7 protein-coding genes and 1 pseudogene are annotated in these 12,047 nt (G+C 70.6%); 3 read left to right on the forward strand and 5 right to left on the reverse strand.

The window, feature by feature from the left end; all coding sequences use genetic code 11:
- Positions 1-187: 187 nt before the first annotated feature.
- On the forward strand, positions 188-670 hold the full coding sequence (locus EAO75_RS43395) for a pyridoxamine 5'-phosphate oxidase family protein (protein WP_410092882.1): 483 nt from the start codon (positions 188-190) through the stop codon (positions 668-670).
- Positions 671-673: 3 nt separating this feature from the next.
- On the opposite strand, the gene guaA is transcribed toward EAO75_RS43395, so the two are convergent.
- Positions 674-2,251: a glutamine-hydrolyzing GMP synthase gene (gene guaA, locus EAO75_RS43400; RefSeq protein ID WP_148000659.1), complete on the reverse strand. Its 1,578-nt coding sequence runs from the start codon at positions 2,249-2,251 to the stop codon at positions 674-676.
- 329 nt (positions 2,252-2,580) lie between these two features.
- Between guaA and EAO75_RS43405 the strand changes: the two genes are divergently transcribed.
- Together EAO75_RS43405 and EAO75_RS43410 are read left to right on the forward strand one after the other, a co-directional pair.
- The gene (locus EAO75_RS43405; RefSeq protein ID WP_148000660.1) at positions 2,581-2,862 is read left to right on the forward strand and encodes a chorismate mutase; all 282 of its coding nucleotides are present in this window, start codon (positions 2,581-2,583) and stop codon (positions 2,860-2,862) included.
- Positions 2,863-3,608: 746 nt separating this feature from the next.
- The gene (locus tag EAO75_RS43410) at positions 3,609-4,610 is read left to right on the forward strand and encodes an LPXTG cell wall anchor domain-containing protein (protein WP_148000661.1); all 1,002 of its coding nucleotides are present in this window, start codon (positions 3,609-3,611) and stop codon (positions 4,608-4,610) included.
- Between the two features lie 91 nt (positions 4,611-4,701).
- Here EAO75_RS43410 and EAO75_RS43415 read toward each other — a convergent pair whose 3' ends face one another.
- The 4 genes and pseudogenes from EAO75_RS43415 to EAO75_RS43430 all read right to left on the reverse strand — a co-directional run bounded on the left by EAO75_RS43415 (position 4,702) and on the right by EAO75_RS43430 (position 11,861).
- Positions 4,702-6,519: a GMC family oxidoreductase N-terminal domain-containing protein gene (locus tag EAO75_RS43415; protein ID WP_148000662.1), complete on the reverse strand. Its 1,818-nt coding sequence runs from the start codon at positions 6,517-6,519 to the stop codon at positions 4,702-4,704.
- Positions 6,520-6,567: 48 nt separating this feature from the next.
- Positions 6,568-8,180, reverse strand: a pseudogene (locus tag EAO75_RS43420) (succinic semialdehyde dehydrogenase).
- 136 nt (positions 8,181-8,316) lie between these two features.
- Entirely contained in the window at positions 8,317-10,116 is a 1,800-nt protein-coding gene (locus tag EAO75_RS43425) for a protein kinase domain-containing protein (protein ID WP_148000664.1), read from the reverse strand.
- 38 nt (positions 10,117-10,154) lie between these two features.
- Entirely contained in the window at positions 10,155-11,861 is a 1,707-nt protein-coding gene (locus EAO75_RS43430) for a serine/threonine-protein kinase (protein ID WP_187284833.1), read from the reverse strand.
- Positions 11,862-12,047: the final 186 nt, after the last annotated feature.

Genomic DNA, 12,047 nt, shown 5'->3' on the forward strand with positions numbered 1-12,047 from the left:
GGGTGGCGAGGGTGTGGTGGGTGAAGGCGCCGAAGCGTTCTTCGGCGGTGCGGGCGAGGTCCGGTTCCGCCTCGGTGATGGTTGCCCAGTTCGCTGTCATGCCTGCCATGCCTCCCCAAGCCCCCAAGCCCCCGGAATCCAGACAGCGGATGTCGGGTATCGGCGCGACACTCGCCGTATGACAGGCATGGCAGGCATGACAGCGAACTGGGCAACCATCACCGAGGCGGAACCGGACCTCGCCCGCACCGCCGAAGAACGCTTCGGCGCCTTCACCCACCACACCCTCGCCACCCTCCGCAAGGACGGCTCCCCCCGCACCACCGGCCTGGAGGTCCGCTTCCTGAACGGCGAGCTGTGGCTCGGCATGATGCCGAACTCGCTCAAGGTCCTCGACCTGCGCCGCGACCCGCGCTTCGCGCTCCAGGCGAACCCCGGCGAGGGCCAGTCGATGGGCGGCGGCGACGTACGGATCGCCGGGCGGGCGATCGAGGTCGAGGACCCGCAGCAGAAGGCCGCATACGGCGAAGAGGTGGAACCGCCGGAGCCGTTCCACCTCTTCCGCACCGAGCTCACCGAGGTCGTGAGGACCTACATCGAGGACGACAAGTACCTCGTCGTCCAGATCTGGCAGCCCGGCAAGCCCCTGCGCACGATCAAGCGCACCTAGGGCCTACTCCCACTCGATCGTCCCCGGCGGCTTCGAGGTCACGTCGAGGACGACACGGTTGACGTCCCGCACCTCGTTCGTGATCCGCGTCGAGATCCGCGCCAGGACGTCGTACGGCAGACGCGACCAGTCGGCCGTCATCGCGTCCTCGGACGAGACGGGCCGCAGGACGATCGRGTGGCCGTAGGTCCGGCCGTCGCCCTGCACACCCACGCTGCGGACGTCGGCGAGCAGGACCACCGGGCACTGCCAGATGTCCCGGTCGAGGCCGGCCGCCGTGAGCTCCTCACGGGCGATGGCGTCGGCCTCGCGCAGGAGGTCGAGCCGCTCCTTGTTCACCTCGCCGACGATGCGGATGCCGAGGCCGGGACCCGGGAAGGGCTGGCGCTGGACGATCTCGTCCGGGAGCCCGAGCTCCTGGCCGACCATCCGCACCTCGTCCTTGAACAGCTTGCGCAGCGGCTCGATCAGCTGGAACTCGAGGTCCTCGGGGAGCCCGCCGACGTTGTGGTGGGACTTGATGTTGGCGGTGCCGGTGCCGCCACCGGACTCGACCACGTCCGGGTACAGGGTGCCCTGCACCAGGAACTCGACCGCCGGGCCCTCGTCCGCGATGATCTCGGCCTGCGCCTGCTCGAAGACCCGGATGAACTCGCGGCCGATGATCTTCCGCTTCTCCTCGGGGTCGGAGACCCCGGCGAGCGCCTTGAGGAACCGCTCCTCGGCGTCCACGACCTTCAGCTGTACGCCGGTCGCGGCCACGAAGTCCTTCTCGACCTGCTCGGTCTCGCCCTTGCGCATGAGGCCGTGGTCGACGTACACGCAGGTCAGCTGGGAGCCGATGGCCTTCTGCACGAGAGCGGCGGCGACGGCGGAGTCCACGCCGCCGGACAGCCCGCAGATGGCGCGCTTGTCGCCGACCTGCTCGCGGATCGCCGCGACCTGCTCCTCGATGACGTTGCCGGTGGTCCAGTCCGGCTTCAGGCCCGCACCCCGGTACAGGAAGTGCTCCAGCACCTGCTGCCCGTGCGTGGAGTGCATGACCTCGGGGTGGTACTGGACGCCGTAGAGCTTCTTGTCGTCGTTCTCGAAGGCGGCGACCGGGACGACGTCCGTGGACGCGGTGACGGAGAAGCCCTCGGGGGCGGCGGAGCAGGCGTCGCCGTGCGACATCCACACGTGCTGCTCGGCCGGGGTGCCCTCGAAGAGGGTGGAGGACGACTTCGACACGTGCAGGTCGGTGCGGCCGTACTCACGGGCGCCGGTGTTGTCGACCGTGCCGCCGAGGGACCGCGCCATGAGCTGGAAGCCGTAGCACATGCCGAACACGGGGACGCCGGCCTCGAAGATCTCGCGGTCGAGGCCGGGGGCGCCCTCCTCGTACACGGACGAGGGGCCGCCGGAGAGGATGATCGCCGCCGGGTTCTTGGCGAGCATCTCCTTGACCGGCGTGGTGCTCGGCACGATCTCGCTGTAGACCCGGGCCTCGCGGACGCGACGGGCGATGAGCTGGGCGTACTGCGCACCGAAGTCGACGACCAGGACGGTGTCGGGGGCGGCGGCGGGGTTCGCTGATGACACGGGTTGCCTTCCGGCGGTGAGCGAGGTGTGTATGGGGCCGAGTCTACCGGGATCCGCGGGAGCGCCCCCGGGGCAAGCCCTGTCTCAGGATGCGAACCGGCTTGGACACCTTCGCGCGGCGCGGCATACTGACCTCATGCTCACGCACCCGACCTTCCTCTTTACCTATGGCACCCGGCCCGCCGGCTGCCATGGTCGTGCTGCTTGAGCAACTGACAAGCGACTTCCCAGGCGCCCCGGGCCGACAAGGCCCGGGGCGCCTCGCGTTTTCCGGGCCCTGTCGCTCCGGGGCGGCCACCGCCGCACCACGAGACATACGAGGAGCCCCCATGACCGCGACCGACGTGACCGGCGCCCGCACCCCCGAGGCCGCCGACGTGATCACCGGCGCCCGCGAGCGCATCGACTCGCTGGACGACCGGATCATCGGCCTGATCCAGGAACGGATGGCCGTCTCGGCCGTGATCCAGGAGGCGCGGATCGGCTCCGGCGGGCGGCGCGTGAACCTCTCCCGGGAGATGGAGGTCCTCGGCCACTACAGGGATGCGCTGGGCAAGCCGGGCACGGCCCTCGCCATGACGCTGCTCGAACTGTGCCGCGGTCGCATCTGAGTTCGGCCGCCCTCTCACTCGTACGGCGCGTGACGCCTCCCGCACCCCTTCGTTGGTACCGGTGTCCGTGCCAGCCAGGGGCGGGCCCGATAGAACCACGCGTGGCTCGCTGGGGCGATGAGGTGCACGGATCACACCGTGTGCCGTGGGACCTCGCTCCAGGAAAGTGACCGGACGGCAGGGGACAGCAGCCCGGTCACTGAAGAGAACGGTCGGCTCCGGGGACGCCCGGGGCCGATCGACGGAGAGGGCAAGAAGGAGTACGGGGCCGGGTCGAACGCTTGCGATGACCCCGCCCGTCCAGCACGATGCGAAGCAAGCTCCCAGCCCCTCCGTGGACAACCGCATCTCGCTCGTCCGGCTGTGCGTCACCGCACTGCCAGAGGTCGAGACCAAGGACCAGCGGCGCACCCCCCGGCGCCGCTCCCGAAGCACCGACGCTGCCCTGACGTCGGTGCTGACGAAAGAAGGGCCCCGCGGCCCCGCCCTGCGGGGCCCTTCTCATGTCCTCCTCACGTCCTCCTCATGCCCCCTCATGACCGTCTCGCGCTCGTCGAGCTTCGGGATCCCCGGGCCGCGCATGTGACGCAGGGCACATAAAGAATTCGTTAGTGAACGCACAACCATTCACCGGCGTCACCTATCCAACGCTGCACAACTAGGGCCACACCCGCGCCCCACACGCGGAGGCCTCCCTATATGCGCGTGCTGCGATGCCGTGGCACGCCGGACTTTCCGAGGTCTTCATGAAGCTTCGCCGTGCCATGGCCGCCGCGGCCGCGACGGCTGTCATAGCGCCGATCGCGCTGCTGTCCGCGCCGGTCGCGTTCGCCACGGACGAGACCCCGACGCCGACGGTGTCGGAGAGCACGCCGGCCGCCGARGAGAGCACCCCTGCGGCCGAGGAGTCGACCCCCGCCGCCGAGGAAAGCACCCCGGCCGCCGAGGAGTCGACCCCCGCCGCCGAAGAGAGCACCCCCGCCGCCGAGGAGAGCACCCCCGCTCCGGAGACGAGCGAGAGCAGCCCTGCCCCCGAGGAGAGCACCACCGCTCCGGAGGAGTCGGAGACCCCGGACCCCGAGGTCTCGGCGTGTGAGGACTCCAAGGTCGACGTCAGCTACACCGGCCTGCCCGGCAAGATCGCCGCAGGCAGCGGCTGGCACAAGTTCTCGCTGAACGTCCTCAACGACTCGGACTCCACGCTGGAGGACCTCGACTTCTTCGCCGGGGCCTCCCCCGACGCGGAGGGCATGGAGCTGTTCCGGAGCAAGCAGGTCGAGCTGCAGGCCTGGGACCCCGAGAGCAAGGTCTGGGTGACCCTCGACGAGGAGGGCTACGCGGTCGGCTACGTCGGCTACACCGACGAACTCAAGCCCGACTACGAGGTCAACATCCCGATGCGGATCAACGTGAAGTCCAGCGCCCCCGCCGGCGCCGGCTTCACCCTCGGCGCGACCATCTACGGTGACGCCGACGACGAGTGCGTCGGCTTCGGCGAGGTCGCGTACAAGTTCCAGATCGTGGCCGCGGGCACGGACACGGACGGCACCGAGCCGCAGGAAGGCGGCAAGGCCCCCGTCACGGACAAGGAGCCGAGCAGCAACACGCCTGAGGTCACCGGCAACCTGGCCGAGACCGGGTCCAGCTCCAACCTTCCGGTGATCGGCACCATCGGTGGCATCGCCATCGTCGCCGGTGCCGGCATCGTGTTCGCGATGAAGCGCCGCAAGGTGGGCGCGGAGGCGTAAGCCTCAGCAGAGCTACACGCAAGAAACAGAGAAGGACCTGCGCTCGGAGGGGGGTGCAGGTCCTTCTCTGTTGGTCGTTCGAAGGCGCGGCCTACTTCTTCGGCGGAACCGCCGGCATCCCCAGGAACGGCAGCTTCAACGCCCCGAACGCCTCCGCCGGGACCGCCGGGGACTTCGGCTCGACCGGGTTCAGGCGTTCGTACGCCGCTCCCTGCACCGGGCGCTGGTCGGTCTCGCCGGTGTTGGGCCAGTACGACATCGCCCGMTCGGCCTGGGCGGTGATCGTCAGGGACGGGTTCACACCCAGGTTGGCCGAGACCGCCGCCCCGTCGACGACCGAGATGCCCGGGTGGCCGTACAGACGGTGGTACGGGTCGATCACGCCGGTCTCGGGCGAGTCGCCGATCGGGCAGCCGCCGAGGAAGTGGGCGGTGAGCGGGGTGCCCATGAGCTCGCCGACGTTGGAGCCGGCGAAGCCGTTGATGTCGGCGGCGATCGCGGAGGCCGCCTCCGAAGCCGCCTTGATCTGCTTCGGGTTGGGGGCGCCGTGGCCCTGGCGTGCCGTCAGCAGGCCCTTGCCGACGCCGTCCGGCTTCAGATACGTCGTCAGCGAGTTGTCCAGCGACTGCATCACCAGGCCGATGATGGTCCGCTCCGACCAGCGCCGGTTGGACAGCGAGCGCAGGACCAGCAGGGGGTGGCGGGCCGCGTTCGCCAGCCAGGCCGCGACCCGCGAGGAGCCCTCCGCGTACGGGACCTGGAGGATCGACAGGCCGCCCATCGAGTTGGAGCCCTTGCCGTAGCGGACCGGCTCGATGTGGGTGCTGTCGTCCGGGTGGATCGAGGACGTGATGGCGACTCCGCGCGTGAAGTCGACCTTCGCCTCGCCCGTGGCCCTGCGGTAGCGCCGGTTGTCGGTCTGCGCGCCGACGAGGGCCTCGGAGTTGGTACGGGTCAGTTCGCCCAGCTTCGGGGAGAGGTACGGCAGTTGGCCGCCGGCCTTCATCCGGTGCAGGAGCGTCTGGGTGCCGTACGTACCGGCCGCCAGCACCACCCGCCGGGCCTTGAACAGCCGGCCCTCGCCCGTCTTCTTCCCGTCGGTCGGCAGCGTCGCCACCGCGTACCCGCCCTGCGAGTCGTCGGTGATCGAGACGACCGTCGTCATGGGGTGGACGACCGCGCCCGCCTTCTCGGCCAGGTAGAGGTAGTTCTCGTTCAGGGTGTTCTTCGCGCCGTGCCGGCAGCCCGTCATGCACTCACCGCACTCGGTGCACGCCTTGCGCGCCGGGCCGGCCCCGCCGAAGTACGGGTCGGCCACCTCCTGCCCCGGCTTGACCTTCGCCTCGCCCGCGGCGTCCTCGCCGTCCCCGAAGAACACGCCGACCGGCGCCATGTGGAAGCTGTCGCCGACGCCCATCCGCTCGGCCGCCGCCTTCAGATGCACGTCGGACGGGGTCATCGTCGGGTTCAGCCGTACGCCGAGCATGCGCCGGGCCTGGTCGTAGTACGGCTTCAACTCCTCCTGCCAGTCGGTGATCCCACGCCACTGCGGGTCGTCGAAGAACGCCTTCGGCGGTACGTAGAGGGTGTTGGCGTAGTTGAGCGAGCCGCCGCCGACGCCGGCTCCGGCCAGCACCATGACGTTGCCCAGCAGATGAATGCGCTGGATGCCGTACATGCCGAGCTTGGGGGCCCAGAGGTAGTTCTTCAGGTCCCAGGAGTTCCTCGGCAGGCTCTCGCGGGTCCAGCGGCGGCCCGCCTCCAGGACGCCGACGCGGTAGCCCTTCTCGGTCAGGCGCAGGGCGGTGACGGAGCCGCCGAAGCCCGACCCGACGACGATGACGTCGTAGTCGTATCCGTCGTGATCCGAGCCGTCGTCCTGTTTCCGGGCGGAGTTCTCCTGTGACACGTGCTCTCCTCGTTGAAAGCGGTGGTGCGGTGGGGCTCGGAACCGGGCCTAGCGGAAACGGAACGCCTTCATCAGGCGCAGGCTCCGGCTCATGAACTGCGCGTACTTCTCGTCGTCCATGCCCAGCGACGGCGCCATCGGCAGCAGCCGCTGCTGGGCGACCGTCTGGGCCTCCGTGTACTTGAGGATGCCCTCGGAGCCATGGCGGCGGCCGAGGCCGGAGTCCTTCATGCCGCCCATCGGCGACTGGACGCTGCCGTACGCGGGGGCGTAGCCCTCGTTGACATTGACCGTGCCGGTGCGCAGGCGGGCGGCGACGGCGCGGCCGCGGCTGCCGTCCTTCGTCCAGACCGAGGAGTTGAGGCCGTACGGCGTGGAGTTGGCGTGCTCGACCGCCTCGTCCTCGGTCTTGAAGCGGTAGATGGACACGACCGGGCCGAAGGTCTCCTCGGAGCAGACGGTCATCTCCGGCTCGACGCCGTCGAGGATCGTCGGCTCGAAGAAGTACGGGCCGATGTCGGGGCGGGCCGCGCCGCCCGCGACGAGCTTGGCGCCCTTCGCGACGGCCTCCTCCACGTGCCGGGTGACCGTCTCCAGCTGGCGCTCGCCGACCAGGGAGCCCATGTCGGCGCCGTAGGCGAGGGACGTGCCGAGCCGCATCGCCTTGGTGCGGGCGGCGAAGCGCTCCACGAAGGCGTCGGCGATCGACTCGTGGACGTACAACCGCTCGATGGAGATGCACAGTTGACCGGCGGAGGAGAAGCAGGCGCGGACGGCGCCCGCGGCGGCCTTCTCCACGTCGGCGTCCTCAAGGACCAGCATGGCGTTCTTGCCGCCGAGTTCGAGGGAGACGCCGACCAGCCGGGCGGCGGCGCCCTGCGCGACCTGGCGGCCGGTGCGGGTGGAGCCGGTGAAGGAGACGTAGTCGGCGTGCTTGACGACCTCGGGGCCGACGACGGGGCCCTCGCCGAGGACGACCTGGAAGACGTCGGCGGGCAGCCCGGCCTCGATCAGCAGGTCACGGGCCCACAGGGCGGTCAGGCAGGTCTCCGTGTCGGGCTTCATCACGACCGCGTTGCCCGCGACGAACGCCGGGAGCGCGTCGCCGACGGACAGCTCCAGGGGGTAGTTCCAGGGGGCGATCTGGCCGACGACGCCGCGCGGGTGGCGCAGCTCGGTGACGCGGGTGAGCGTGGGCATGGCGCCCGCGTGCCGCTTCGGCTTGAGGTAGGCGGGTGCCTTACGGCCGTAATGGCGGGCCGCGACGGCGACGGCCTGCACCTCCTCGTGCGCGTGCAGCCGGGCCTTGCCGGTCTCCAGCTGGATGAGGTCGAGTACCTCGGCCTGGCGTTCGAGCACCAGGTCGTGGAAGCGGAGCAGGACGGCGGCGCGCTGCCGTACGGGGACCTGCCCCCAGACCGCCTGCGCACTGCGGGCCGCCTCGAAGGCCTTCTCCACGTCCTCGGGCGTGGATTCCGGCAGGTCGGCCAGCTTCTCGCCGGTGAACGGCGTGTGGTTCGCGGTACGGCCGGAACCGACCACGCCCTTGGTGAGCTGTGCCACCAGCTCCGGCGTGACCACGTCGGCGGCGGTACGGGCGCCCTGCGGGGCGGGGGCGAGGGGTTGGTGCCGGTCTTGGCCGGGGCCTGCGCGTCCGTCATGAGGCGCAGAGTATGCCGGAGCGGGGGCTTTGTGTACCCGTCGGTAACGGGGATTCACCGAGTGCTCACATGCCGCCAGTGTCCACTGGCAACAAACGAGCTGATCAGGGCGTTGCCGACGAAGATCGGGTGCCGATCAGCCCCGTCCGATCTCAAGTCGGTCACGGGCGCCCTTGAAGACCGCGGTGCCCTTCTTCTCGGTGGGCGTGCCCTTGGGCATGTCGACGCGCAGCTCGTACATGACGTCGTCGCCGGTGACCACGATCAGCTGCATGACGCGGGTCGGGGACTCGTCCTTGTCGTAGGTGGTGTCGGACAGGACGGCGTCGTAGCCCTTGAACGTGGTGCGGGTGGCCTGGGTACTCGCGTCGTGCTTGTAGCTGTCCCAGGTGTCGTGGGCGTACTGCGCCTGCTTGAGCAGCGGGCGGGGTGCCTGGTCCCAGCGGGTGAGGCGGACCTGGACGAGGCCGATGTCGTAGACGACGAGGCGGGGCTGGTCGGCGGCGCTGCCCTCGCGCGCGGCCTCCTTGTACTCGGCCGGGAGGAAGAGGACGGCGTCCATGTCCTTCTCCCGGTGCTCGGTCCAGGTGCCGGAGGAGGTCGCCGGGACCAGAGGTGCCGAGCTGTAGGTGGGGTTCATCTCCCGGACGTCGTCGCCCTTGTCGACGAGGAAGGAGGAGGTGGTGAACCAGGTGCCGGCGACGAGGAGCACACCGAGGACGGCCACGGGGACGGGGCGCAGCAGCCAGGAGCGGTGGGACCGGGGCTTCGAGGCCACGGCCGAGGTGGCCGTTGCCGGTTCGGGGGTGGGGCCTGTGGCGGGCTCGGGGCCGGATCCTGTGGCGGGCTCGGGGCCGGATCCTGGTGCCGACTCGGGGCCGGATCCTGTGGCCGGCTCGGGGCCGGATCCTGGTGCCGACTCGGGGCCGGATCCTGTGGCCGGCTCGGGGCCGGATCCTGGTGCCGGCTCGGGTAGGGGCTCGGACGCCGCCCCGCCCCTCAGCCGTACCGTCCCAGAGTCCTCCGCGAACTCCCGTAACCCGGAGGCATCCTGTGCCCCCGCGGCCGCCGGACCCCCGGAGGGTTCCGGCACCGGCCACCCCTTCGCCACCGCCTCCAGCACAGCGCCGACTCCGTCCGCGTCGGGCCGTCGGTCGGGATCCTTCACCAGCAGGCGCACGATCAGCGCCCCCAGCGGACCCGCCTGTTTCGGCTCGGGCGGATCGGCGGCGAGGATCGCGGCGAGCGTGGACTCCAGTGTCGTACGGCGAAAGGGCGACCAGCCCTCCACGGCGGCGTACAGCAGGACGCCCAGCGACCACAGGTCGGAGGCGGGGCCGGCGCCGCGGCCGGACATCCGCTCGGGGGCGATGAACTCCAGGGAGCCGACGAACTCGCCGCTCACGGTGAGGGATTCCTCGCCCTGGATGTGGGCGATGCCGAAGTCGGTGAGGACGACGCGGCGATGGGCGCCGAGCAGGACGTTGGCGGGCTTGACGTCACGATGGACGATGCCGACGGCGTGTGCGGCGCGCAGGGCGCCGAGGACGGCGATGCCGATGCGGGCCGCTTCCGGCGCCTCCACGGGGCCGCGCTTGAGGGCCTCGTGCAGGGACTCGCCGCGGACCAGCTCCATGACGATCCACGGCAGCCCGTCATCCTCCACGACGACGTCATGGATGGAGACGGCGGCCGGATGGTCGACCCGGGCGGCGGCGCGGGCCTCGCGGTAGAGCCGGTTGGCGGCCCGCTGGTGAGCCGCGTCCTCCGGGTCACCGGGCAACCTCGGCTGCTTGACGGCGACTTCGCGGTCCACCAGTTCGTCGAGCGCCCGCCAGACGGTGCCCATTCCGCCGGAGCCGATGCGCTCGGCGAGGCGGTAACGGCCGCCGATCACACGGCCGTTGGGTCCGGTGCGGCCACCGTCGTTGGTCATGTTCCATGCCTACCCTGCGGGGCGGGCCGTTGGCCAGTTCAGAGTTTGTCGACATCCAGGTTCGCGATGGCCGTCCTCGCCACCTCCTGGCCACGTTTCAGGAAGTCGCCACCGCCGGGGTAGCTGATGGTGAGTCTGTACATGTTGCCGGTGGAGGTCTTGTAGTAGAAGATCCGCAGCTCGCGGGGGCGGGGATTCTGGGTGTCGTTGGTGTCGTAGGTGATGGTGTTCTCAGCAGCCGGCTTGCCCTGGTAGGTGGCCCCGTCCTCAGGCTTGGTCTTCGCGGCGCCCGCGGCCATGCTGACGTCGTAGTCGCCGCTCTGCTTGAATCCCTTGTCGTCGTCGTACATCTCGGCGCCCGCGGAGCCGGCGATGTTGTCGCTCGTGTCCTCGGCCTTCTTGTCCAGCTTCAAGCCGATCCAGATGGCGCCGCTCGCGTCGGTGTACGTGACCCAGTGCCCGTCGTCCGTGTCCTCGGGCACGCTCCGCTTGTAGCCGTCGGGCACCGCCAGCGTCGCGGCGAGGGCCTTCTCCTGGCGCGTCTGCCAGCCGTCCGGCAACGGCCCCGCGAACGGATCGGCGATCACCAGATACGCCGCCACCGCCCCGGCGACCACCGCCGCACCGATGCCGAGCAGCGCCTTGGGCCCCAGCACGACGCCCCGTCTGACGCCCTCGGGTATGCGCACGACCTGCGTGGCGGCCTGCACCGGCGGGTTGGCCGCCTGGTCCAGCAGGGCACGCGTCTGCGCCGCGTTCGGGCGGCGTGCCGGGTCCTTCTGGAGGAGGCCGTTGATGGCGTCGGCGAGCGGGCCCTTCGCGGAGGCCGGCGCCGCGGGCACGGCGTTGAGCACGGACTGGAGGGTCGCCGGGGTGTTGCTGCGACGGAACGGCGAGACGCCCTCCGTCGCCGCGTACAGGACGACGCCCAAGGACCACAGGTCGCTGGCCGGGCCCGGGCGCTGGCCCAGCACTCGCTCCGGGGCGATGTACTCCGGCGAGCCGACGAAGCCGCCGGTGTCGGTCAGATTGGTCTCGCCCTCGATCTGGGCGATGCCGAAGTCGGTGAGGACGACGCGGTCGTGGCGGCCGAGCATGACGTTGTCCGGCTTCACGTCGCGGTGCAGGATGCCCGCCGCGTGCGCGGCCTCCAGCGCGCCGAGCACTTCGAGGCCGATTCTCGCCGCGTCCCGGGCACCGAGCGTGCCCTCCTGCAAGGCGTCGCCCAGCGAACGGCCCTGCACCAGCTCCATCACGATCCACGGCCGGCCGTCCACGACGGCGACGTCATGGACGTTCACGACGGCCGGGTGGTCGAGCCGGGCCGCGGCGCGCGCCTCGCGGCGCATCCGCTCGTAGGCGTTGGCACGTTCCCGTTCGGGAAGGTGATCCGGAACGCGGGGCTCCTTGACGGCGACCTCGCGGTCCACCGTCTCGTCCTTGGCCCGCCACACCGTGCCCATCCCGCCGTGCCCGAGCTTGGCGAGCAGCCGGTAGCGGCCGGCGATCAGCCGCCCGATGCCGGGGTCCGGGGCGGGCGTCTCAGCGGGCGCAGCGGAGTGCGCGGGCCCGGCGGTCGCGGGTGCGGCCTGCTGTGGTGCGGTCTGCTGCGGTGCGGTCTGAGCGGGCGCCGCGTACGGATTGTTCGGGTGCGGCACCGGCGCCGACAAGTTCGGCTGCGGTGGTTGCAGTTCGAAACTCGTCGGCTCGTCGGGCCGATAAGGGGCTCCCCCGTTGCTGCTCATGGCTCCATTCGTATCGCGGCGGGCGCCCAGGTATCCAGCGGGAATGCTTTCCAGTCACAGAGCCGTGACTCAGGTCGCTACTTATCTCCCCTTTATTAGGAGTTGGTGGGAGAGAGGCCCGAAGTGGCCGATGAGGGGGACGTGCTCGGTGAGGGAGTCGTGGTGGAGGGGCTCGGCGACGGAGAC

Origin of the sequence: Streptomyces sp. UW30 (assembly GCF_008042075.1) — a bacterium.
In the GTDB taxonomy this organism is placed as follows: domain Bacteria; phylum Actinomycetota; class Actinomycetes; order Streptomycetales; family Streptomycetaceae; genus Streptomyces.

Coding starts and splice junctions, on each gene's coding strand:
- EAO75_RS43395 (WP_410092882.1), top strand. CDS start 188: ATGGCAGGCATGACAGCGAACTGGGCAACCATCACCGAGGCGGAACCG.
- EAO75_RS43405 (WP_148000660.1), top strand. CDS start 2,581: ATGACCGCGACCGACGTGACCGGCGCCCGCACCCCCGAGGCCGCCGAC.
- EAO75_RS43425 (WP_148000664.1), bottom strand. CDS start 10,116: ATGACCAACGACGGTGGCCGCACCGGACCCAACGGCCGTGTGATCGGC.
- EAO75_RS43430 (WP_187284833.1), bottom strand. CDS start 11,861: ATGAGCAGCAACGGGGGAGCCCCTTATCGGCCCGACGAGCCGACGAGT.